23 protein-coding genes and 1 pseudogene are annotated in these 21,829 nt (G+C 48.5%); 14 read left to right on the top strand and 10 right to left on the bottom strand.

All coding sequences use genetic code 11. The features are described 5' to 3' along the window. The first annotated feature begins 14 nt into the window (after window positions 1–14). From A8990_RS24415 to A8990_RS24400, 4 genes are all read left to right on the top strand, one after another. A complete protein-coding gene (locus tag A8990_RS24415; RefSeq protein WP_116191652.1) occupies window positions 15–1,184 on the top strand; it encodes an MFS transporter in 1,170 nt (389 codons plus the stop codon). 77 nt (window positions 1,185–1,261) lie between these two features. Then, window positions 1,262–2,350 (top strand): FUSC family protein, encoded by a 1,089-nt coding sequence (locus A8990_RS24410; RefSeq protein WP_181909758.1) that lies wholly within the window; start codon window positions 1,262–1,264, stop codon window positions 2,348–2,350. 54 nt (window positions 2,351–2,404) lie between these two features. After that, entirely contained in the window at window positions 2,405–2,584 is a 180-nt protein-coding gene (locus A8990_RS24405; RefSeq protein ID WP_116191650.1) for a hypothetical protein, read from the top strand. Window positions 2,585–2,716: 132 nt separating this feature from the next. Beyond that, a complete protein-coding gene (locus A8990_RS24400) occupies window positions 2,717–3,931 on the top strand; it encodes an MFS transporter (RefSeq protein ID WP_181909757.1) in 1,215 nt (404 codons plus the stop codon). Here the strand turns inward: A8990_RS24400 and A8990_RS24395 are convergent. Beyond that, the gene (locus A8990_RS24395; protein ID WP_245996190.1) at window positions 3,909–5,081 is read right to left on the bottom strand and encodes an MFS transporter; all 1,173 of its coding nucleotides are present in this window, start codon (window positions 5,079–5,081) and stop codon (window positions 3,909–3,911) included. The genes A8990_RS24400 and A8990_RS24395 overlap by 23 nt on opposite strands. A gap of 117 nt (window positions 5,082–5,198) precedes the next feature. Here A8990_RS24395 and A8990_RS24390 point away from each other — a divergent pair, with 117 nt between their 5' ends. After that, the gene (locus A8990_RS24390; RefSeq protein ID WP_116191647.1) at window positions 5,199–6,074 is read left to right on the top strand and encodes a LysR family transcriptional regulator; all 876 of its coding nucleotides are present in this window, start codon (window positions 5,199–5,201) and stop codon (window positions 6,072–6,074) included. On the opposite strand, the gene A8990_RS24385 is transcribed toward A8990_RS24390, so the two are convergent. The 6 genes from A8990_RS24385 to A8990_RS24360 form a co-directional block, all read right to left on the bottom strand. Then, entirely contained in the window at window positions 6,069–7,175 is a 1,107-nt protein-coding gene (locus A8990_RS24385) for a GerAB/ArcD/ProY family transporter (protein WP_116191646.1), read from the bottom strand. The genes A8990_RS24390 and A8990_RS24385 overlap by 6 nt on opposite strands. Beyond that, window positions 7,172–7,423, bottom strand: coding sequence for a hypothetical protein (locus A8990_RS24380; RefSeq protein ID WP_116191645.1), 252 nt, complete (start codon window positions 7,421–7,423; stop codon window positions 7,172–7,174). Before A8990_RS24380 ends, A8990_RS24385 begins: the two co-directional genes overlap by 4 nt. Continuing rightward, window positions 7,416–8,585 carry a Ger(x)C family spore germination protein gene (locus A8990_RS24375; RefSeq protein ID WP_181909756.1) on the bottom strand — a complete coding sequence of 390 codons (1,170 nt, stop codon included), beginning with the start codon at window positions 8,583–8,585 and terminating at the stop codon, window positions 7,416–7,418. The genes A8990_RS24380 and A8990_RS24375 overlap by 8 nt, the downstream gene beginning before the upstream one ends. Beyond that, on the bottom strand, window positions 8,572–10,050 hold the full coding sequence (locus tag A8990_RS24370) for a spore germination protein (RefSeq protein WP_116191643.1): 1,479 nt from the start codon (window positions 10,048–10,050) through the stop codon (window positions 8,572–8,574). The genes A8990_RS24375 and A8990_RS24370 overlap by 14 nt, the downstream gene beginning before the upstream one ends. A 177-nt stretch (window positions 10,051–10,227) precedes the next feature. After that, complete coding sequence (locus A8990_RS24365; protein ID WP_116191642.1) at window positions 10,228–10,998, bottom strand: TIM barrel protein; 771 nt, start codon at window positions 10,996–10,998, stop codon at window positions 10,228–10,230. Between the two features lie 25 nt (window positions 10,999–11,023). Next, the gene (locus A8990_RS24360; RefSeq protein ID WP_116191641.1) at window positions 11,024–11,992 is read right to left on the bottom strand and encodes a Gfo/Idh/MocA family protein; all 969 of its coding nucleotides are present in this window, start codon (window positions 11,990–11,992) and stop codon (window positions 11,024–11,026) included. A 207-nt stretch (window positions 11,993–12,199) separates the two neighbouring features. Between A8990_RS24360 and A8990_RS24355 the strand changes: the two genes are divergently transcribed. Genes A8990_RS24355 through A8990_RS24345 form a run of 3 tightly spaced genes read left to right on the top strand, consistent with a single transcriptional unit; the run spans window position 12,200 to window position 14,781 of the window. Then, window positions 12,200–12,964, top strand: a complete 765-nt coding sequence (locus tag A8990_RS24355; protein ID WP_245996193.1) for a helix-turn-helix transcriptional regulator — start codon at window positions 12,200–12,202, stop codon at window positions 12,962–12,964. A 28-nt stretch (window positions 12,965–12,992) separates the two neighbouring features. Next, a complete protein-coding gene (locus tag A8990_RS24350; RefSeq protein WP_116191639.1) occupies window positions 12,993–13,562 on the top strand; it encodes an SF0329 family protein in 570 nt (189 codons plus the stop codon). 37 nt (window positions 13,563–13,599) lie between these two features. Beyond that, window positions 13,600–14,781 carry an alanyl-tRNA editing protein gene (locus A8990_RS24345; protein WP_116191638.1) on the top strand — a complete coding sequence of 394 codons (1,182 nt, stop codon included), beginning with the start codon at window positions 13,600–13,602 and terminating at the stop codon, window positions 14,779–14,781. 56 nt (window positions 14,782–14,837) lie between these two features. Here the strand turns inward: A8990_RS24345 and A8990_RS24340 are convergent, their stop codons facing one another. After that, the gene (locus tag A8990_RS24340; RefSeq protein WP_116191637.1) at window positions 14,838–15,239 is read right to left on the bottom strand and encodes a VOC family protein; all 402 of its coding nucleotides are present in this window, start codon (window positions 15,237–15,239) and stop codon (window positions 14,838–14,840) included. Window positions 15,240–15,423: 184 nt separating this feature from the next. Between A8990_RS24340 and A8990_RS32535 the strand changes: the two genes are divergently transcribed. The 4 genes and pseudogenes from A8990_RS32535 (at window position 15,424) to A8990_RS24325 (ending at window position 18,430) form a co-directional block, all read left to right on the top strand. Further along, complete coding sequence (locus A8990_RS32535) at window positions 15,424–15,546, top strand: hypothetical protein (RefSeq protein WP_281272524.1); 123 nt, start codon at window positions 15,424–15,426, stop codon at window positions 15,544–15,546. Between the two features lie 39 nt (window positions 15,547–15,585). Beyond that, the gene (locus A8990_RS24335) at window positions 15,586–15,993 is read left to right on the top strand and encodes a GNAT family N-acetyltransferase (RefSeq protein WP_116191636.1); all 408 of its coding nucleotides are present in this window, start codon (window positions 15,586–15,588) and stop codon (window positions 15,991–15,993) included. A gap of 159 nt (window positions 15,994–16,152) precedes the next feature. Further along, window positions 16,153–17,533: pseudogene (locus A8990_RS24330) on the top strand (FAD-binding oxidoreductase). Between the two features lie 120 nt (window positions 17,534–17,653). Next, complete coding sequence (locus tag A8990_RS24325) at window positions 17,654–18,430, top strand: immunoglobulin-like domain-containing protein (protein WP_116191635.1); 777 nt, start codon at window positions 17,654–17,656, stop codon at window positions 18,428–18,430. A 503-nt stretch (window positions 18,431–18,933) separates the two neighbouring features. Here A8990_RS24325 and A8990_RS24315 read toward each other — a convergent pair. Next, complete coding sequence (locus tag A8990_RS24315) at window positions 18,934–19,320, bottom strand: hypothetical protein (protein WP_181909755.1); 387 nt, start codon at window positions 19,318–19,320, stop codon at window positions 18,934–18,936. Window positions 19,321–19,486: 166 nt separating this feature from the next. Continuing rightward, a complete protein-coding gene (locus tag A8990_RS24310; RefSeq protein WP_116191633.1) occupies window positions 19,487–20,062 on the bottom strand; it encodes a TetR/AcrR family transcriptional regulator in 576 nt (191 codons plus the stop codon). Between the two features lie 167 nt (window positions 20,063–20,229). Here A8990_RS24310 and A8990_RS24305 point away from each other — a divergent pair, with 167 nt between their 5' ends. Both A8990_RS24305 and A8990_RS24300 read left to right on the top strand, forming a co-directional pair. Further along, a complete protein-coding gene (locus A8990_RS24305; RefSeq protein WP_116191632.1) occupies window positions 20,230–20,571 on the top strand; it encodes a DoxX family protein in 342 nt (113 codons plus the stop codon). Between the two features lie 91 nt (window positions 20,572–20,662). Further along, entirely contained in the window at window positions 20,663–21,427 is a 765-nt protein-coding gene (locus A8990_RS24300) for an SDR family NAD(P)-dependent oxidoreductase (RefSeq protein ID WP_116191631.1), read from the top strand. Window positions 21,428–21,829: the final 402 nt, after the last annotated feature.

Here is a 21,829-nt window from a genome sequence, read left to right as displayed (position 1 = left end):
GAAGGAGAACTTGAATGAAAAGAACGCTGTTAATCGTGCTATTAATGTCCATTGGGGCGACATACATTTCGTCGTTATTTCCTGTCTATGGTGAACACTTTAAGCTGAGCAGTCTGGAAATCACCATTTTGTTCGCGATCTATGCTGCCGTTCTTCTGCCTACCTTGCTTATTGTGGGGTCCAGAGGGGGATATTGGGGCTTAAAGAAGGTATTACGGATCAGTATTTGGCTTTCCATCGCTTCAACTCTGTTGTTCATCGCCAGCACTCATGTCTGGATGCTCTATGTGGCAAGGATCTTGGAAGGCATCGCATATGGCGCATTTACAGGAGCCGTTAGTGCCTTCTTATTGAAACAAACGACGCCTGAGAAAACAGGAACTGCACTGAAGCTGTCCGGGGTAACGGTTAACTTAGGATTTGGTTTGGGACCCGCGGTTTCCGGCCTTATTGTTCAATACTTGCATGTTCAACCGCTTCGGATGCCGTTCTGGATCCTGCTCTTCATGCTTTTCGTCTCCTTGGTGCTGCTGGAACTTCTGCCCAAACACGAGGATTCGAATGCGAAGAAGAACAAGATCTCTCTTGGCATCCCGCATAACGTTCGAAATCAATTCTGGTCCATTATCGGGCTTCCAATCTTCACGGTGTTCACATTAGGCGGAGTTGTTTTATCACTCATCCCAACCTTTGTCAAAAACGTAATACACACCAGCAATTTATCCATATCCGGTTTATTGATTTTGCTGCTTCTGGGTGGAGGAGCGCTCATGCAGTTCTTCCCTTGGCCTAAAAACCCTGTCACACGGATCCGTCTGAGCATATTGGCGCTTACCATTGGATCCTGGCTTATCTTCTTATCGGGGCAAACGTCGAGCATGCCCTTGCTCTGGGCAGGTTTCTTCATTCAAGGGATCGGCGCCGGATGGACGTTTCAAGCCGCTTTGCGATTTGCCGGACAGCTGCCCAAACCGGAAGAACGACCGCGTGTCATCTCCGCCTTCTATATGTGCGCTTATGCCGGATTCATTGCTCCCCCAGTTGCCGTCGGCGTCCTGACATCGTTCTTAAGTTTGAACACTTCGCTCGTGATTATCAATATGTTTGCAGCTCTCATTGTCGTTTATGTGCTGATTTATTCCTTGCAATTTAAACGGTATTATTCTAAACTGACATCGCAGTGAATACGGACTTAATGGAAGAGGACATTCGGAATCCCGGATGTCCTCTTGTTATGGTTTACATAGGGGGGATGAAGTCGATGAAGCTAAGCTTGGAAATGTTGACGCGCTACGGTTTGACTCTGCAAATCGGGAAAACAGCTCTGTCATCCGCCTTAGCCTGGGAGCTGGCGTCCCATCTGTCGTTCAACAATTATCCGTACTTTGCGCCACTGGCCGCGATTCTAACGGTACAAGTTACCGTTGCCGATTCGCTTGAGAAAGCGATGCAGCGCACTATGGGGATCATTCTCGGAGTTATTATAAGCTTACTTATTGGACATTGGCTCAGTGCAGGGATTCTATCGATCTTCATCGTCATTCTCATTGGAATGGCCATCCCGAAAGCATTGCGCTTGAATGACCAAATCGCTACGCAAGTGGCGGTCAGTTCACTCTTGGTTCTGGCCTTTGGGCACAATCAAGGCTATGCCCTCGGCAGAATCGTGGAAACCGTCATTGGCTCCGCAGTCGCCGTTGCAGTTAATGCCTTCATTATTCCGCCGAACGCTGTCCCAAGCGCAGAAGCTTCTCTGTTTCAACTTAGCAAGCGCGCGGCTTCGGCGCTTCATTCTTTCGTCAAGTTATATCGCCAGGAGAGCAGCCCAGCACATGATGATGAAGCGGTAGAACGATTGATTGATGAAACCGGAGTTAGCTTGCAGCAATTGCAGTTGGCTAAGCAAAGCCAGAAATTCAGTCCTTTTCGCTCCAAAGAAAGGGTGCGCTTGGAAGCGATCGGGTTCGGAATGAACCAATTGGAAAAGGTGACGATCCAAATTCGAGGGATACGACGCAGCTTGATTGAGCTGAGGGAAATCGAAGAGTACAACGTGGAATATCCGAGGATCGAACGGATATTCGAGACGTTCGAGGCAACAGCGGCATGCATTGAACATTTTGGGGAGACGATTATTCACAATTCCACCGCGAGCAGGAGTACGCAGCGCAGTTATGTAGAACGGGCACAGTCCCTGCAGCTTGCTTGTTTGCATGACATGACAGGCGTACATTCACCTCTGGTACTTCGGGAGATCGGAGGGATCTTGGTGGACTTGAACCGGATCGTAAAAGAAGTGTCGTCGAATGAAATGAATGATAATACCGATATTGTACAAAGAAGTTTATAAACCAAGATCAGGGACATAATGTTGTTATTGTCAGACAAAAGAGGTGCAGCGTTTATGTCCAATAAGAAGTGCTACTATTCATTCGAAGATGCATCCGGCACCGCGATTGAATATCGGGCTACCAGTTTACAGCAAGCTATGGTAATCAAGAAGAAGTTGGCCGAAAACATGGGAATTTCCAAAGAGGATTTTGCATTAACAAGTGTTAGTAAAACACGAAATATCGAAGAGTGACTGTGTCTAAGTGAAGCCCGCTGAAACTGTAATAGCGGGCTTTTTTTATTGGCTGGCGGCATCCTAACATTAATCATGGAGAGCAGGGGGAATATAGACAGAGGAATCAACTTTACAGGATGGAGGGGTCTAATGAAACATGTCTCATCCAGAACGGCATTTTGGATTGTTGCCTGGGCACTCGTCATGAGTTTATGGTCCAGCGCAGCTCCTTCCATTATGTTTCCGCTCTATGCATCGCAATGGCATCTGTCGAAATCCATTACGACAGGTATCTTTGCTATGTATCCAATCGTAATCATAGTGGTACTCGTTGTGTTAGGAAATATTTCGGATTACTTCGGACGCCGAAATACGCTTATTACTGGACTTCTATTTCTTCTGGCTGGCGCTTTGACTTTCGCATTGGCTCCCAATATGTACTGGCTGTTCTTCGGCCGTGCGATGCAAGGCACCGGAGTTGGGTTAGCCGTGGGGTCGGGGGCTGCAGCTCTAGTCGAATTCAATCCGACATCGAACAAGAAGCTGCCCGGATCGATAAATACCATTACGCAAGCAGTAGGCGTGTTCCTTGGACAAATTGTTGGTGCAATTCTAATAAAATATGCGCCGTTCCCGCTGCATCTAAGTTACTGGGTCTTATCCGCATTTGTATGTATCAGCATTATTCTTTGTCTCTTCCTTCCACAGAATGCAAGGTCTGGCTCGGAAGGTCGGTCAAAGTGGAAACCAGCGGGGATTAAAGTGCCGGATGGATTATGGGGTGTTTATATTTTGGCAGTGTTAGCCGTCGGCATGGCGTTCAGCTACGGCGGTGTATTCCTATCTCTTGGCGCGCAAATTGCGCGAGATGTCGTTGGGACCAAAGATATTCTGGTGATCGGTACCGTATTATCGATATCGAATTTGCTGATCGCGGTGAGTGCAACCATTGCCGGACGAATGGGTCCGTTAACCTCGATTCGGGCCGGCATGATTGCGATCATATTGACTTTCGTGCTGCTCGTCATGGCATCGGAGCTTCATTCCTTCGCCCTTTTTATTATCTCATCAATTGTCGGCGGACTTGGCTATGGATTCTCTGCAGCCGGAGGAATTGCCCTCGCTGCCTTGAACTCGCCTCCCGCGCATCGAGCGCAGTTTTTATCCGCCGTCTTTCTCTGCTATCTATTCCAAGGGGCCAGCTCCTATGGGGGCGGTCTGGCGTCTACCGTCTATGGCTTCAGCTCCGCGATTCGGATTGTTTCCGTCGTTGTCGGATTAGTCGCTCTCATGACGCTGTTGCTTACCCTAATCATCCGCATTAGGAAGAGCTCTGAAGCCGTTAAACCGAAACCGATCGGGTAACAAGGAGACGTCGGGACAACATAAAGGCAAAGGCCAGCGTCGCGACTACGATAAATCCATACAACAAGCCATAGCCGCCGATTCGGTAGAAGATGCTGCCCACGATCGGACTGACGGCCATTCCCATATAACGGGAGAAGTTATACGCACCGACGGCAGTCGCGCGATTTCTTGTGAAAGCTCCCGTTAGGAGCGTCGTCTGCACAGGGAGAGACAGCCCCAGGAATAATCCAAAGGCAATAATTCCAGCCAGCAGCCAAGCCAATGATATCGAATAGGAGATGAGGAAGAACAATACCGCAATTGCGTTTAGGTAAGTCGTCAGCACAACAACCTTTTCTCCATCTATCCGCGCTTGGATTTTTCCGCCCAAATAACTGCCGATCACGATACTGAGTGACATCGGCAGAAATACCAATCCTTTCTGTTCAGCCGATAAGCCGTAACGATCACTTAGGATGTTCGGCAGGAAGACAAGGAAATCGTAAAACACATAATACTGAATAAACCCCAGATAAATAATGGACGAGCCGATCCGATTCTGAAGAATCATGGCAAAGTCCCGCAGTTGAAACCGGCCGGCTTCGACGTTGCTTGGTTTCGTTTCCTTCAAATAGAGGTAGTTGAATATCAACACAAGCAATCCAGTTGCTGCCAGAGCGAGAAATACAGAGTGAAAATTGAACAGCCCGCTCAGGAATCCGCCAATGACGGGCCCGAGCACCGGTCCTAATGAAACTAACATCTGGAACGTTCCCATCGCATGACCCCGTTCTTTTCCTTCGAACAAGTCGCTGATCACCGTAACAGCAACGACTGATCCCGCAGCGATTCCGATTGCCTGCAACGCTCGGAAAACCAGAAGCAGCTCTATATTTTTAGAGAAGTAACACCCAACCGAAGCAATCACATACAGTAATACTCCGAATAGCATGACTCTTCGGCGTCCCTTTGAGTCCGTAAGCGGACCATAGATCATTTGCATGATGGCCAGAAAAAAGGTAAACACGGAAATCGTCAAATTGACGACGAATGAAGTCGAGTGAAGTTGGCTGGCAACCTCGGGCAACACCGGCGTGTAGATGGTTTGCGTGAACGGCCCAAGAAATGCAGCAAACGCGACAAGATAAACAATGAATTTACGATTCACAATGGTCAATCCTTTCTGTGATAGCTTATTGTTATCGTACTTGAGATCCATTATTTATTCCAACGCATTTCATGCTATAATCTCATTCATTAAAAGGAATGAATGGAGTGTACGAGATTGGAACTACTTCAACTGCGCTATTTTCTAGCGGTAGCTCGTTCAGAACATGTAACTGCAGCTGCTCAGAGTCTGCATGTTACGCAATCGTCCTTAAGCAAGACGATCCAGCGCTTGGAGGATGATCTAGGCGTATTGCTATTCGACCGGGTAGGCAGGAAGCTTCAATTGAATGAGTTCGGAAGAAGATTTCTCAGGCGGGCTGAAAGGGCTCTGTTCGAGCTTGAACAAGGGAAGCAGGAGCTTAGCGATTTATCCGACCCCGATCATGGCACACTTGAGTTAGCCGTGACTAGCGCAAGCGTATTGCCCGATATTCTCCGGAAATATCGCAGAAAGCGGCCAAACATTCAATTTCACGTTCAAATGCTGACCACTCAGGAAATGATTATGCTGCTCGAGAGAGGAGAGGTTGATTATTGTTTGTCATCGCCACCTGTTCAGGGGGATGACATCGAATGTCAAATCGTCTACATTGACCCTATTCTTGTCGCCGTCCCAGAAGGACATCGGCTGGCGGATCGAAGCAGCGTATCCTTGTCCGAACTGAAGGACGAATGGTTCGTCGGGGTGAAGATCGGATACGGTACGCGCGATTTAATGGACAACGTATGCAAATCGGCGGGATTCGTACCTCATTATGTATACGAGGGAGATGAGCCTGCGAGGCTGATCAATCTGGTGGAAGCCGAAATCGGCATCGCCTTCATACCTAGCACGGCGAGGAATGAACGAGCACAGATCAGGTATCTCCAGATCGAAGGCCACGAAGCGGTGCGGAAAATCGCATTATTGTGGCACAAGAGCCGCTATTTATCGCCGGCTTCGCTGGATTTTCGGGAAATCGTTGTCGAATATTTCGAGGACATCCTATGAGTTCTGGATATCCATCTGATTCTTTCTTGATTTCTTCACCCACAGAATACATCCCAATATTAACGGGAGAATGATCGAAGGCAGGATGATCGAGAAGGGTAGAATCTTCACGTCATACGCGACCAGCTTCGCAGGATTGTCGAAGCTTTTCATTGATACCGCGAAGAAGATGGCTCCAACGGGAAGATAGAGCGAGGAGAGGTTCTTCGCTCCGAATATCCGGCCTACGATTTTCACAAAACAATACTGTACGATGATAATCTCAAACAAGGTTAAGATCGTCCATATTCCGATAATCATAATTTCAATTCGTTCAATATTTTCGCCGAACTTCACTAATTGAATCGAGGAGAAGAACGGAAAAGCCGCCGTCTTGAACATGTACTCCCCCAAACAGCCAATCGCAAGGTAAGTCGACATCAGAAGATACACACAAGAGAAGATGGCGGCAGTCGTGCAGCTCTTGACCAGCTTCTTCTGGTTTGTAATCTCGGAGAATACGAAGGCGAACACGCTTGTTTTGCCAAATGGAAATCCGAAGGAAATCATCGAGCTGTAGACAATCAACGGCAGAGCATTCTGAAACTGAGGCATGAACGGATTGCTCTCGACATCATCAAATATGAACACGGAAATGACCAGCATCGCTACTGCGAAGAATGGAAGAATGACCAGAGCAGCTCGGGAAATGGAACTTAACCCCAGATAAGCAGCATAAGTCGTGACGAGCAATACAATAGCCATAATCAGGCCCGGAGATGTATTCGGCAATATGGCCGTTGTGTAAAACAACGATATGGAGCGCAGCGACAATACGCCCAGTCCCGTCATTCCCAAGAGATAGAGGCACAGAACAAGCTTGCCGACCCAATTGCCGAAAACAGTGATAATGATATCGCTTAGATTCATATCAGCGAACTGACGTTGAATGTAGACGAGTAATTGCACCAGAAAAAGCGTAGCAATTGTGGCCGCAATGATCGCGATCCATACATCGTGCATGATTAGCTTCGCTTCCAATAAATATAGCGTCGAGAAACCTGACATGAATGCGAAGCACATACAACCAAACTGAAACGGGGTAATCTTCTCGACATTCATGAGGGGCTGACCTCCTGCACAATATGGAAACTACGCATTACGAATTCGGAAATCGATTGGTATAGGAACGTATTAAAGGTTTCTGTCGTCGGGATCCAGTTTCCGATCACAGGAAGGAGGTAGCAGGCTGCCACAAGAGAGAGCACACATACGACGATGGCTTCGCTGCGTTGAAACTTCTTCCACAAAAGAGTTGATTTCCAGCTTCCATAGACCACGACGAATGTCAGTACAAGGTACTCAATCATCTTTCGAACCTCCTAACACTTCACTCATTCCGATCGTAGGAATCGACACATCCACGTGAACACGAGTTGGCATAGATGGGTAAACTTCCGTCACCCAATGCGCTGATATTTTCCGCCAGAGGTAAGGGTGGTAATGCCTGAGATAGTCGGAGAAGCCGATAATGTCTGTCTTCATTACCTGTTGGAACCGGTTAAGGCTCTTCTTCAATTTCCTCTCCATATATCGGTTTGCAGCGTTCTCCAGCTCTCGCAGCTTCACCGGGTCCGCCAGATTTAAATGGTTATCTAAGCTGGCGATGGTCCCCGTCAGTCCGATATGAATATCAATTCCTTGCTTGCCGTTAATATGAACCAGTTTCATGGATCTCTTATTTACATGCAACCGTAAACCGACGTTTAAAGACTTATACGGCACGTATTCCGCAAATTCGAGATGCCTCCAATACTTCTTATCGACGAGGATGTGGATGCTCAGCGTATCTTCCTTCGTAAGCCAGTTGCTCAGCTTGCCTTCTTTGATGACGGAGCCCCCGCTTAGGAAAATAACTTCGCGAGTTCCGCCGATCGGCATGGATTTACTCAGCTTGCCGGTGACGAATCCGCGATAGGGGTTGGTGTAATAATTAACGACATCTTTAATCGTGATCGACAGACTTTTACCCCATAACTGCTCATTCTTGATTCGCCCCAAAATTTCATTAGACACCAGATCGCCGGTTTCCGCTCTCATCCTCATCAACTCAAGGGCAGGACCTTCGCCGACAATCAGGAAGCTTGACAGCCGAATTTCGCGGGTTCGGGTCAGAAAGTCCACGACTTCGTAGAAAGAACGGCGTGCGGCGCTCTCGCCGATGAGAAAAAATTTGTCGTGCTGCCAGACCAGAATTTTACCAGCCCGGCTTCTTAAGTTGCGGGCAGCTTCGAAGATGGACTTGCCGGATGCGCTGGCAATCCACTCCGATTTGCGCTCTGAACTATCGGAACTGTTCGTGGAGGCTTCGAGACAGTTGACGGTAAAGATATACTCCTGCTTCTTCTCGTTATAATCAATCGAAGTCAGCATGACCAGTGCGATATCGCTGATTTCACGAATGTCCGACGAACAGCCGGCAAGCATTGCCATCGATAGAAGCAGCGCTATGCTCCGCTTAATCATCTTCATGTGTTGACCCTCTCCGGAGTGCGGGGGAAGCTTGCATTCTCGATAGCCTTCTGTGTTTGACAGGAAGCAGTACATAGTGACTGATAAAGTCACGCCATTTGACCATTTCCAGTGTCGTAATATACGGTTTTCCGAACGATTTCAATGAACAGAGATGCAGGATTAACGCGAACAAGCACAGCGAAATACCCAGAACACCAGTCCAAGCTGCGATGAACATGAGAGGAAAGCGCAGCATCCGTATCGCAATCGCCGTGTTAAACGATGGAATCGTGAACGATGCGATTCCCGTTAACGCAACGATGATAACAATCGGTCTTGACACAAGACCTGATTGGACGGCTGCTTCCCCAATGATCAGCGCCCCGACGATGCTTACGGACTGCCCAACCGTCCGCGGAAGACGAATGCTAGCCTCCCGAAGAATCTCAAAGGCGATTTCCATCACGAGCGCTTCGAGAAACGTAGGCAGCGGAATGCCGGCTTTCGCAGACAGGAACGTTAGCATGAGCGGAGTCGGAATCATCTCCAGATGAAAAGTGGAGAGGGCAATATAAATCGATGGGAGAAACAAAGAGATAAACAGCGTAATCAACCGCAAAATGCGCAGAAAATTGGCAAAATAAAACTTCTCGTAGAGATCTTCGCTAGGGTGCAGCAAATCGGTAATGACTGCAGGCACTAACAAGACGTTCGGACTACCATCCGTTAGGATTGCCACTCGTCCTTGGTTGAGAGCCGTTGCGACCCGGTCCGGCCGTTCGGTGTTCTGAATTTGAGGGAAAGGAGAGTAGGGACTGTCTTGTATCCATTCCTCGATTTGAGCACTATCCGTTAGGACATTCAGCCGGATGGTATTCAGCCTGCGATCTACCTCTTGCAGCACGTCTGGACTGACTTGATCTTCCAGGTAAATTACAGTAATGTCGGTTTGACTGTCTCGTCCAATCATGTATTTCTTCGATTTGAGCTTGTTCGTCTTCAGCCGACGATAGATCAAACCTAGATTGATGCCTATGTCCTCGATAAAACCGACCCGCGGGCCGCGCACATTCACTTCCAGCATCGGCTCGTCAACCGAGCGTTTGCCATATCCCGGCAAGCTCATGCCAAAAGCATGGGAATAGCCTTCGACGAAGAGCACGATCCCCGCGCTGACAATCATATGAACCGCCAGGTCCATGTCTTCAAGGGTTTGCTCGAAGCCTTGAGCAGCTGCCGATTCTTCAAGCGCTTGCGCATCGAACCCGGAAGCGCGGTAATGCTTGCTCATTTGTGGAAGAATATGCTGTTGGAGCCGTTCCATATCGATAAGGACTCTGATATATGCAATGACTGCTGCTGGTGAACCTGCATTAGACTCCAAATAATGAAAGGCAATCTGTTCGTTGTCTGAGAACAAATGACGCAGTGCATCCACATTTCGGACGACCGAAGGCTCGATCGGAGTTTTTTGCGTATTCATGTCTGATGAAAGCCCCCATCCCCGCAATGCTTTATGGAATTATTTCCCCAAAACCCCTGCAATATACTGAACAAATAAGGGGGGATAGGAGATAAAGCAACAAGAGTTCCGGTTCAAAATAAAAAATAGCGGCGAAGGAACGAAGGTCCCTTACGCCGCTATTTATTCATCCAACGATTAACCCAATGCTGGCGCAACAATATCACGCTTGAACTGTTCGATCGCAATGTCCGTGTCAACGGTGTAGCCGCATTCAAGACCGACGAAGCCGTCGAATCCGGTTCCTTTGATCGCTTTCAGGATGTTTACATAGTTGAGCTCGCCGGTACCCGGCTGCTTGCGGCCTGGGTTGTCAGCGATATGGAAGTGGTTGATTCGGTCGATGTAATTCACGGCATTACGAGAGACGTTGCCTTCCGTAATTTGCTGGTGGTACACATCGAATACGAGCTTCACGTTCGGACTGCCGACTTGATCGATGATGTAGACGGACTCGTCAGAACGTTGGGAGAAATGTCCTGCATGGTCGACCAGACCGTTCAGCGGTTCGATCTCGAGCACGACGCCTGCTTCTTCAAGCAGCGGCGCGCAGCGTTTCAGCGTCTCGATCATGTTCGCACGCTGAATGTAACGCGGGATGCCGTCAAGAACGTTGCCGGTTTGGGAAATCATCGAACGAATGTTCAACAATTTACATGCTTCGATCGATTGTCGTACGCCATCGATATAAGCGTCACGAAGCGATTCGTTCACAAGGCTGATGAACTTCGTGCATGTCGCGTTGATGCCCACGCCGATGCGTTCCTGCTCCTTCGCCGTATGACGAATGTCCTTCAGGTCCCACCAAGCATAATACTCAAGACCATGAAGGCCGTGTTCTTTGATTTTCTCCAGATGATAGACTTCGTCTTTGCCGGAGTAAGCGCCGATACAGATTGAGAATTTCATAGGTACTAACCGCCTTTGCTATGATTTATAGAGTGACCGGCTTGCCCGAGACAGCAGATTCGTTCGCAGCAATCGTCACAGCATGCGTGCGGAGCGCATCTTCATAATCCGAGAGGATTCTGGAAGTGTCGCCTGTACGCAGCGCATAGATAAAAGCTTCATCTTCGGTGTTATACGGGTTCGTGCTGCCGCTGAACGTGTTGATGCCTTCAGGGGTGATCTCGCGAAGCGTTCCGCCTCTGATCTCAAGCACGCCGCGGTTCGTATACAAGTCGAGCCCAACATGGTGTCCGACAGGAATGGCACATGTATTGGAAATCGTTGCGATCGTACCGTTCGCAAGCTTCATCGTTACGGAGCCTACATCAGGAACGTCAGTGCCCGGGACTTGCTTATCCATGATCTGAAGCGCGTAAGCCGCGTACACTTCTTTGACCTCGCCGCACAAGTAGCGGAGCAAGTCAACGATATGCGTCGTTTGCTCTACGAATTGACCGCCGGAGCCGTTCTTCACTCTCCACCATGGAACCATCGGCATGCCGCCCATCCAGTATCCGAGAGCCATACCTTGCTGAGTGCCTTCGAGAAGCTTCTTCGTCTGAGCGGCAGCTTCTTCATATCTCCAGTGGTAACCGACGGAAGTGATCAGCTTCTTGCCAGTCACTTTCTCGGCGATGAGTGCAGGCAGTTCGTTGTTGATGCCAAGAGGCTTCTCAACGAGGAACGGAATCCCGCGTTCGACGAGCTTCAGCTCAGCATCGCCATGAGCCATAGGAGGAACACAGACGTATACGCCGTCCAGCTTGCGATCGTCCAGCATGTCGTCAAGGTTCGTAAACGCTTTCGCTCCAGCGAATTCTGAAGCCGCCTTCTCGGCACGCGATGAGTCCACGTCGAAGAATGCCGTCATTTCCACCCCGTCCATCTTCACGAGGTTCTTCAAATGGTGATTCGCGATTCCTCCGGTACCAATAACACCAAGCTTTACGGACATGGCACAAGTTCACTCCAATTCAGTGATTAGTATAATAAAATGCAAATCTCAAAATTATTTTAATCCAATAAGTATGCGTTTCATATATAATATATTTCATCATCGGTATAATAAAATGAAAGTGGGTATATAAGCCTGAGACCAAACTACAGCACTTATTTCGTGACGACGGAATGGGATCGCAGCTTGCCTCTGCATCTGACAAGCATGGGATATGACAATGCTCAGAACCCTATTCATAGAGAGCAGGGCTTTCCCTCGTTTCATTGGCTGCACACGACTAGGGGATGCGGGGATTTTACGGTAGGAGGGAGTACGTACCGACTTCAAGCGAATCAAGGTATTTTATTGAAGCCGAACGTTCCTCACCACTATCATGCAGTGACCGATAAATGGGAAATCTGGTATATGACATTTGATGGAGCGCTGGCAAATCCGATAACGTCGTCGCTGGAGCTTCCGCAGGCGCAGCCGATCGGATGGGAGCCGGATAGTCCGCTGGCTCATATTCACGAAACAGCGGAAGAGAAGTGCAGATATAGCTTTGATCTCGCTGGGGTCAATGGTTCCCTTGAGGTCTACGCTTTCCTTACACAATTAAAGCAGTATGGACAGATAAGCGGTCAAAGCTCCTTGTCTGCCGGTCATGAGAGGCTGACTCCGATCTACCTGCTGATTGAGGAATCATATGGCAACCCCGCACTTGGTCTCGAGCAGATGGCTGCCACGCTTGCGATAAGCCCTCAGCACCTCAATACGCTGTTTCGCAAAAGCTGGGGTCTAAGTCCTTATCAATATTTGCTGCAGTTTCGGATCCAGAAGTCGAAGGAGCTGTTGATTGCGGATCGAAGGCTGACAGTGCGAGAAGTTGCGCTAGCCGTAGGCTTCCAAGACGACAGTCATTTTGTACATACGTTCCGCAGGCTGTCGGGAATGACCCCATTGCAGTTTAGGCTTCAGTTTAGCGATTGACATTATATTGACAACAGAGGAGAATGACATGTCCTGGAGCAAGTTAAAGCAGCAACTTGAGAGCTTTCTATGTCCTGCATTAATGGGGAAGGTTGAATATCGCGCAACGAGCTACCGTTATTTACCCGATAAAGCAGGGCAATGTTATCTCACAGTAGATAAGAAGAACATTCTTAACATGAGTGATGCCGCGACGTTAATCAGATGGTATCAGACGGAGCTGGAGGTTAAGAATGATCCCGATATCCAAATTCCGATCGAGCATGCAGAAATTGAAGCGATCAGATTAGAAACCAAGGGGCAAGTTCCCGAGGATCGATTAAACGTCATTGCTAGAGGCAGAAAAATATCGGTAGTTGCAAAAGAGCTGTTGTCGGCACAGTCGGCGCTGAGCAAATCAAACTTCACGGTCGAAGCGACGAAGTTCTTGGCAAGTCCGATCGAAGAGAGCATGGAGAGCAAAGACATTCTATTGAACATTCTAGCGTTGGTGGACAGACGAATTGGAAAAAAACGCATTCTAAATATGCGCCAGCAAATGAAGGCAAAGCATCCGATCGTACAGTATTTCTATGAACTACGCCTTAACACGTTATAATGGAGAAGTGACTCTGCGACAGAAAAGGGACTGAACGATGACGATTAGATTGTATTATGATGCTTCCTATGTCACCGAATGGGAAACGAAGATAACGAATTCGTTCGAGAGAGAGGATGGATGGTACGTCCTCTTGGAGGAAAGCGCCTTTTATCCTCATGGAGGAGGCCAGCCTTGCGACACGGGGACAATTAACGGCGTTAATGTCTTAGATGTTATAAGCGAAGAAGATGAAGTTCTGCATAAAGTAGAGCGACTGCCGGAGGAGACGGAGGCATCATGCCGGATCGATTGGCAGCGCAGATTCGATCATATGCAGCAGCATAGCGGCCAGCATCTGTTGTCGGCAGTTTGTCTGAAGCTATTCGATGCAATGACGTTAAGTTTTCATCTTGGCAATGAGATTGCGACGATCGAAGTGGCTATGCCCGAGCTAACGCAGGAGCAGTTGACCGATCTAGAACGGGAAGTAAACCAGGCCATCTACGATAATCACCGAATTACGAGCTATATGGTTTCCGAGGAGAAGGCTAGCCAGCTGCCGCTGGTAAAGCCGCCGAAAGTGTCCGGGATGGTACGGATCGTCGAGATTGAGAGCGTGGAATACAATGCGTGCGGCGGAACACATGTATCGTCAACAGGCGCAATCGGGATGATCAAGCTGCTGAGAACGGAGAAGATCAGAGGGAATACCCGAATCTCGTTCAAAGGCGGCAGCCGTGCCTTAGCGGAATTTAATGATTGCTTAGAGATTCTAGGGAAGCTATCTATTAAATTCAATACGAATAAAGACGATATCGTCGCACGGGTGGAGAAGTGGGAGCAAGAGCAGAAACAGCTTCAAACGGAGCTGGCTGCTCTCAAAGAACAGCATGATTCGTTCATCGCAAGAGATCTCTTGGAATCGCAGGAACGCGGTTTGATCGCACACCAGTTCGAGAACAAGCCGCTGAAGGATTTGCAAAGCCTGGCGACCAAGCTCACGACATTGACTAACGCGCCCGTGCTGCTTGCCGATCTTGCAGAGTGCAAAATCGTACTGTCGCACAGCGGGTCTTCCGAGCTTGCTTGCGGCGCATTCTTCAAGGAGCATCTAAGAGCGTACGGCGGCAAAGGCGGAGGAAGCAGCAGCATGTCACAGGCTGGTTTCGATACGCTGAACGAAGCAATGGCTTTCTATGAATTCGCAAGCAGCACGATCCGAAGCAGGGTCGGATGAATAAACGCCGGCAACCTTAGACAGGTTGACGGCGTTTCTATATGAGCGTTCAATTTTTAGCGTTTCGGCATCTTGCTCTCATCCATGTACAGCAGGTTCCAGCGGTGACCGTCCAGGTCGGCAAATCCTGCGCCGTACATCCAGCCGTCATTTTCGCTCGGCTTGCCAAAGATGATTCCTCCGGCGAACTCTACCTTTTGAATGATGGCATCGACTTCTTCTCTGCTATCAGCGCCTAAGGAAAATATGACTTCTGCGTTACTAGAAGTATCGGCGATTCTCGAACCAGTAAACTTCTCAAACGTCTCAATCGGGAACAGCAATATCGTTGTTTGGCCTATGGCAAGCTTGGCTCTTTCATTACCAAAGCTTGTCGCTTGATAGCCAATCGCATTGAAAAAGGCAGTTGACCGCTCAACATCTTTGACCGGCAGGTTAATCCAAATATCCTGTGACATGGTTATAGCCTCCTGGAATATATTTTTCAACTATACTTACTATACTCTACCTTTGGGAGCAGAAGCGAATCGGATAATCGATCGGCAACCTGCATTAACGGACTAATCACTATCCGTTTAACCTAAATCGGCAAATGGATATAATGTGCCTATAAACCATTCAACGAGTTTGGAGGAAATTTCCATGTTAATACGTATGGCGACAAGGGACGACGCGCCGGCGGTCATTCCGCTGCTGCTCGAAGCGATCGGGGACATCGCGTATTTGCTTACCGGGGCTTCCGATGAGGCGGAGGCGGCTGAATGACTGACTGACTTCTACAAGCAGCCGGGCAATCGGGTCAGCTTGGAGCATGTTCTCGTCGCGGAACAAGACGGGCAGGTCGCGGGCATGCTCGTCGCATACTCCGGCAATGATGCGCATCTGCTGGACGAGCCATTTCTGGAACAGCTGCGCCGACAGACTCCGCTCTTGGCTGACAGTGTAATCGTCAAGGAAGCTCAGGACGGCGAATACTACTTGGATGCCATAGCCGTTGCGGAGCAATTCCGCGGGCATGGTATCGCGAAGCGGCTTATGGCTGCGGCCGAGCAGCGTGCGGCTGAGCTCGGGTTCGACCGCACGGCACTGATCGTGGAAGCCTACAACGATCGCGCTTACAAGCTCTATGCGGCAAGCGGCTATAACGAAGCCGGCACGCTGCGCATCGGAGACAGCGGCTATCGACGCATGGCGAAGCCTTTAACCCTTTAACCCTTTAACCCTTTAACCCTTTTGGACTTTATATTTTGAAGATCTTAGACATATTTTTACGGTACATACAAGGCGTTTGCCGTTACTAGGTCAAGTGTTCCTACATAGTTATAAGCTGATGAGAAGGCTTATGCCATGGACAGGGATGGTGTCAAATAGATGGCACAGAACCGGAAAAAGACACGTACAAGTTTAACCGGAAGGATCGTATTTCCAGACAATCCGTCATACAATGCGGCCAGATTGGAGTACAATAGGCGCTTTAACAAATTTCCGAGGGTCATTGTTTTTTTGCAGACGAACTCAGGATGTGATCAATGCGGTCAGATGGGCTCGCGAGCGCGGCGTACGGCTGCGAGTGCGAAGCGGACGACACAGCTATGAAGGCTTTTCGGCTGTAAATGGCGGCATTATCATTGATGTGAGCGCGATGGATAAGATTACGGTTGATCGAAAAAGAATGGTGGCTGTCGTTCAGACCGGAAATCCGCTTGCCCGCGTGTACAACAAGCTGTGGAATAAACGTGTGGCACTTCCGGCTGGGACTGTGCCAGACGTAGGCGTAGCTGGGCTTACTCTGGGAGGCGGCATCGGACTTCTATCACGCAAATATGGGCTGACTTGCGATAACCTGAAACAAGTGAGGATGGTTGTCGCTTCGGGGCGGTATGGGGCAAAGACGATTGTGGCAAACAAGCGGAAACATTCCGACTTGTTATGGGCATCACGAGGCGGCGGGGGAGGGAACTTCGGCGTTGCTACCGCCTACACTTTCCGCGTTAGACCTATTTCGAACGTTTCTATATACAGCGTCACCTGGAAATGGTGCGATTTGGAGAAAGTGTTGCCGGTTTGGCAGCGTTGGTCCCCGTCTGTCACAAACCGCCTAACCTCTACGATTGAGGTCTCTGCCAAGCAGGTTGGAACGATTGTATCTACCGGACAATTGCTTGGCGGTGCTGAGGAGCTGCGTCGATTGATTAGACCGCTCTTGCGAACAGGCACTCCGGTGAAGCTGATGGTGAAAACAGTCCCTTTTATTGAAGCAACCCGTTTCTTTGCCGAGTCGGACCTGAACTTGGAACCGAAATTCAAGATAAAAGGGGCTTACGGGTTTAAACCATTGCCAGGTAGAGGAGTACGCATTATACGCGACTTTCTGTCCAAAGCACCGAACAGGCATTCCAGCGTGTGGAGTCAAAGCTTAGGCGGTGCAGGAAGCGCGGTCAGTCTAGTATCGCCAACGGCAACGGCCTATCCGCATCGGAATGCGGAGACCATCTACGAACTGTCGGCTCGCTGGCGGAGAAGCGGGGAGCAGCAGCGGAATATTCAGTGGGTGACAAGGTTCCGCAAAGCGTTACGTCCCTACGTTAATGGAGATTATGTGAACTTCCCCGATCTGCAGATTAAGAACTGGCCCAAAGCCTATTATAGCGTGAACTTCGCCAGATTGAAGCGGGTGAAACGAAAGTACGATCCTCATAATGTGTTTCGTTTTGCTCAGAGTATTCCAGTGGGCAAACGAGTGAAGAAATGAAACCCACTTAAATGGAACCATCGAGGTCATGGCCTTGATGGTTTTTTTGCTGGAATAATATACTGTGAAACTTTCTCGATTCAGTTGCGTCGTAAGGTCATCACTTACGAAGAAGGATACATGTTCCATGAACAAAAAATTCCTGTATGGTGCTGCGATAGCAGCGTTTGCATCGGTTGCCGCGGTATCCGCGATTTCCGTCTCCAGATCAGCTTTGAGGTGCATGAGAAAACGGGCTTCCCTCAATTCAGCGGCAAGCTGTTAGTAAAATATGGGTTCTACTCGCATCAAGACGGTAGCAAGGAGCTGCCAGCTGCTGATCTCGTACTGGGAATCAATAGACTTCCAGAAGGGATAAAGACGCAGATCCGCCTGACGGAGCTCGAACCATATCCATCGCTAAAGCCAATGCAGGAAATTTCAAACGAAACGTTCGATAATCCGCACGGCATGAGAGTGAACTTCCCCGAACGCAGAAACGCTATGTATGCACTGCGAGTCGATTTGTTGAATGCAGCCGGGGAAACCGTCGATGGAAAAGTCACTGTATACGCCTTCGCGGCGGATGAGATCAATGCCAGAATGGAGGCAGACCGCAAAACCTATAAACCGTCGGATAGCCTGAATCTCAAACTGACCAACTGGGGACCGACGTCGCTGAGTTATGGTTCAGCCTTCGGAGTGCAGAAATGGGATTCGGGAGAGTGGAAGCGGCTGAACGGTGGTCAAACCTTCACGATGGAGATAAGAGGGCTTAACCTTGGTGGGGAGAATGTGGAGAAAATACCGCTGCAGTGGTTGAGCCTCGATGCTGGCCACTACCGAATCGTAAGAACGTTCGGAGGAGGCGCAAAGAGCATCATGCTCGCCGCGCCATTCGAGGTCAGCCCGAAATAAGCGAATTCAAGTCCGTGCGGACATGGATTTCTTACGCGAATAGTGAAAGAATAAAATCCAACAACTATTCACCATTAAATAAATCGGAAAAGAATAGTACAGATTGTAACCTTCTCTGTAATGAAATACGCCCATTTGAACAGCCACCCATTCCATACCTTCAGAGAAGAGAGCCCAGCCTAGTATAAACAAGGGGATATAGGAGCGCTTTACTTTCCAATAAACATACGAATAAAAAAACAGATAACTAATCGGTCCATAGGAGCAATACGAAAGAAAATCAATGAACTGGTAGTTCGAGGTATCATTCACATCATAGTAATTCACAGGCTCCACACTCAAGGAATGATCGAAGAAAAATCCACTGTAAATGCCACATATCATGTAAACAAGGTTATGCTTGGGCGAAAATCGTTTAGGTATAAGTATAAACGCAGAAATTCCGACCGCTAACCCAATCAGAATAAACCATTCATTGGCATTGAATCGATTGTCATAAATATTCAATCGAGCTTCACTTCCTTCGAACGAAACCTTGTAATAAACAACGTCATCAGACTAGAGAAGATAATATAAAGGCTAAACATGCAGAGTGTGTAGTAGATATTCCAGTGAATAGCTTTAAGGATATCTAATTTCTGTAGGATGAATTGCATCGGAATGAACAGCAGCAGAATGCCAATCACGATGATCCATTTCAACCACTTCCATGAATAAAGCAAAATGTTCGAGACCATGACCATCACAAGAGGAATCATGATCAGACGCAACACTAAATCCGCAAGAGATTGCTCAACATCTGTATTGACTGAGATCCAATTTAGATTGATATGTACGATCGCAAAGATACTCAAGTCGAATATCGTATTTACCGCATACAAAATAATCATATCGAGTTCAGTCATCTTCTTTGGGATGATACTAAGTATGGTAATGACCAACCAAGTCATCAGAACGCAAAAGGCGAGTGACAATTGTTTCACTCCAATGAGTTGTTATCGAGTTCGAGTGCATAGTACGATTATCAACATCCTTGTTTATTTTTAAACGATTTGATTAGATCTCTAGAGCAGCCATTCCTTTCGTTAGAAAAGGAATGGCTTTTTCAATGTAAGCTTCCGCCGTGAGCGAGCTATTCGTTTGCCAGTCCAAGCAAGCCCCGTATATTTGCCAGCTGAGAAGAACCGAGCAAATTTCCGCCTTATCTTTTTCCGTTTCCGGGTATTGCTTCGCGATTAAATGGATAAATACGGATTTCAGCGATTCTTTTATTTTATTCTCGACCATCGGACGGATCGATTCGTAGCTCTTCCTGCATGTAATGCTTAAATCCTTCTCGAACTTAGCGATCGCAAGGAACACCTTGGCAGCCGAATCTTCGTTCAACTGGGCGTGGCACTCCAAGCTGCCTTGTACATTGTTGAGGAGATAGTCAGTTAGGACCGAATCAAGCAATTCGTATTTATCCGTAAAATGGGCATAGAACGTGGCGCGGTTGACGGTCGCGGCATCCGTAATATCTTTGATCGAGGTGTTCTTGAAATCATTGGTGTGAAGCAGCGTTTCGAATGCATCGACGATTAATTTCCTCGTCCGCATCACTCGTGGGTCTACCTTCTCATCAGTTGTCATAGATTTGATCCTCCTAGCGAGTTGAACGACATTCCGTCCGATTTGTTGCGTATGCCACAAAATCAGAAATCTAACGGTTGTGGTAGAAATGACGATCGAATAAACTCGATTGTACAACACCTGTTGCGTAAACGAAAGGTGTGGGACATCAGAGGGGGAGATTGGTAATGGATATTTTAGTTTGGATTTTGCAAGGCCTGCTGGCAGCGATGTTCATCATGGCGAGTTTAGGAAAAATTTCAGGAGCGAAAGCTCAGAAGGATACGTTCGAGCATTTGAGATTGCCGCAATGGTTTCGTTGGATTACTGGACTCGTCGAGCTCGTTGGCGCAGCGCTCTTGATCGCTGGCTACTGGAACTCGAATTTCACGCTGGTCGGCGCGCTCGTAATCGGGGTTACCGCGATCGGCGGAACTGTCGCGCATTTGCGAGTGAAGGATGGAATGAAGCACACGTTTATGATTGTACTGTTAGGCATTATCGCATTCGTAATCGCAGGTTTGAATTAACCGGAGTTTTGGGTTCCACGAATGGAATGGATAACTTGGGACAGCATAACGATGATGCCCCGATATTCTCGAACATCAGGAGGCAATAATCATGGGAATCCTTGAAAATAAGATCGTGTTGATCACAGGAACCGGAGGAGGACTCGGACGCGTCGCAGCGCTTGCCTTCGCCAGAGAAGGCGCAAAAGTCGTGGGCAGCGATATTAACGCCAATGCCAACAACGAAACCGTCCGATTAGTTCGTCTTGCCGGAGGCGAGATGACAGGCATCGCCCCGATCGATCTAACCGACCACCAACAAGTTCAGAAGCTCATCGATGAAGCCGTTCATGCTTATGGCGGACTCGATGTGGTATATAACAACGCAGCCATTCAGAAATTCGGCCCGATGCCCGACTTTTCAATTGAAGATTGGCGGACGACCCTAGCAGGTGAGCTGGACATTCCATTCTTCGTATCCAAGTATGTGTGGCCTCACTTGGTCCAAAGGGGAGGCGGCGTCATCCTTAACGTCGCATCCATTTCGGGTATGATCGCCGGCGAAACGCCTCCGATGGTTGGACATGCCGCGGCAAAAGCAGGCGTCATCGCCATGACCAGACAGCTGGCTCTCGAAGGCGCGCGTCATGGCATTCGCGCGGTGGCACTCAGCCCCGGACCGTTCCTGACCCCAGCCAGCGACCGCGATCTTGGTGACAATCAAGCGGCTCGAGATGCCGTTACAAAGAAGACGCTTCTTAAGCGATTCGGCCAACCCGAGGAGTTGGTGGAGCTGGCCGTATTCCTGGCTTCAGATAAAGCTTCTTATATTACAGGAGTTAACTACGCCGTAGATGGTGGAGCGACAGCATGGTAAGTCGTCCCGATCATCGATATTTCGCATACATCGATGATGACTGTAATAATAACAAGGGCCGCCGATTTCGGCAATGTCATTAAGTTAAGGTGTTGAACCAAATATCTATGCAAAGGAGCAGGTTATCGAAAGATAGCCTGCTCCTTTTTTGCGTGAAAAAGAGTAAAAGAACTTGACAAGCAGTTGAAAATGTGTGGCGAAGCCCCTTGAAAAAACGAGGAGGTTTCGCCCATGAATACGTACGCGAATTCACTAAAACAAAAGCTGACATCCCTTATTCAAGAAATGTCAGCCGCACCAGCACTGTATGTCAAAAACCCCGAAAAAGACTTTACGCGAAAGAAAAAGTTACCCTTTGAAACGGTTATGCAGCTCCTGATCTCAATGGGCGGAAACAGCCTA

The organism is Paenibacillus taihuensis, assembly GCF_003386535.1.
Lineage (GTDB): Bacteria > Bacillota > Bacilli > Paenibacillales > Paenibacillaceae > Paenibacillus_Z > Paenibacillus_Z taihuensis.
This window is presented reverse-complemented; position numbering and strand designations above follow the sequence as displayed.

Excerpts from the sequence above, each read along its gene's own strand:
- A8990_RS24400 (WP_181909757.1), top strand. The coding sequence starts at position 2,717 with ATGAAACATGTCTCATCCAGAACGGCATTTTGGATTGTTGCCTGGGCA.
- A8990_RS24385 (WP_116191646.1), bottom strand. The coding sequence starts at position 7,175 with ATGAATGTCGAGAAGATTACCCCGTTTCAGTTTGGTTGTATGTGCTTC.
- A8990_RS24365 (WP_116191642.1), bottom strand. The coding sequence starts at position 10,998 with ATGAAATTCTCAATCTGTATCGGCGCTTACTCCGGCAAAGACGAAGTC.
- A8990_RS24415 (WP_116191652.1), top strand. The coding sequence starts at position 15 with ATGAAAAGAACGCTGTTAATCGTGCTATTAATGTCCATTGGGGCGACA.
- A8990_RS32535 (WP_281272524.1), top strand. The coding sequence starts at position 15,424 with ATGTTAATACGTATGGCGACAAGGGACGACGCGCCGGCGGTCATTCCG.
- A8990_RS24360 (WP_116191641.1), bottom strand. The coding sequence starts at position 11,992 with ATGTCCGTAAAGCTTGGTGTTATTGGTACCGGAGGAATCGCGAATCAC.
- A8990_RS24325 (WP_116191635.1), top strand. The coding sequence starts at position 17,654 with ATGTTCCATGAACAAAAAATTCCTGTATGGTGCTGCGATAGCAGCGTT.
- A8990_RS24350 (WP_116191639.1), top strand. The coding sequence starts at position 12,993 with ATGTCCTGGAGCAAGTTAAAGCAGCAACTTGAGAGCTTTCTATGTCCT.
- A8990_RS24315 (WP_181909755.1), bottom strand. The coding sequence starts at position 19,320 with ATGATTATTTTGTATGCGGTAAATACGATATTCGACTTGAGTATCTTT.
- A8990_RS24375 (WP_181909756.1), bottom strand. The coding sequence starts at position 8,585 with ATGAAGATGATTAAGCGGAGCATAGCGCTGCTTCTATCGATGGCAATG.
- A8990_RS24410 (WP_181909758.1), top strand. The coding sequence starts at position 1,262 with ATGAAGCTAAGCTTGGAAATGTTGACGCGCTACGGTTTGACTCTGCAA.
- A8990_RS24345 (WP_116191638.1), top strand. The coding sequence starts at position 13,600 with ATGACGATTAGATTGTATTATGATGCTTCCTATGTCACCGAATGGGAA.
- A8990_RS24355 (WP_245996193.1), top strand. The coding sequence starts at position 12,200 with ATGGGATATGACAATGCTCAGAACCCTATTCATAGAGAGCAGGGCTTT.
- A8990_RS24380 (WP_116191645.1), bottom strand. The coding sequence starts at position 7,423 with ATGATTGAGTACCTTGTACTGACATTCGTCGTGGTCTATGGAAGCTGG.
- A8990_RS24340 (WP_116191637.1), bottom strand. The coding sequence starts at position 15,239 with ATGTCACAGGATATTTGGATTAACCTGCCGGTCAAAGATGTTGAGCGG.
- A8990_RS24300 (WP_116191631.1), top strand. The coding sequence starts at position 20,663 with ATGGGAATCCTTGAAAATAAGATCGTGTTGATCACAGGAACCGGAGGA.
- A8990_RS24370 (WP_116191643.1), bottom strand. The coding sequence starts at position 10,050 with ATGAATACGCAAAAAACTCCGATCGAGCCTTCGGTCGTCCGAAATGTG.
- A8990_RS24305 (WP_116191632.1), top strand. The coding sequence starts at position 20,230 with ATGGATATTTTAGTTTGGATTTTGCAAGGCCTGCTGGCAGCGATGTTC.
- A8990_RS24405 (WP_116191650.1), top strand. The coding sequence starts at position 2,405 with ATGTCCAATAAGAAGTGCTACTATTCATTCGAAGATGCATCCGGCACC.
- A8990_RS24310 (WP_116191633.1), bottom strand. The coding sequence starts at position 20,062 with ATGACAACTGATGAGAAGGTAGACCCACGAGTGATGCGGACGAGGAAA.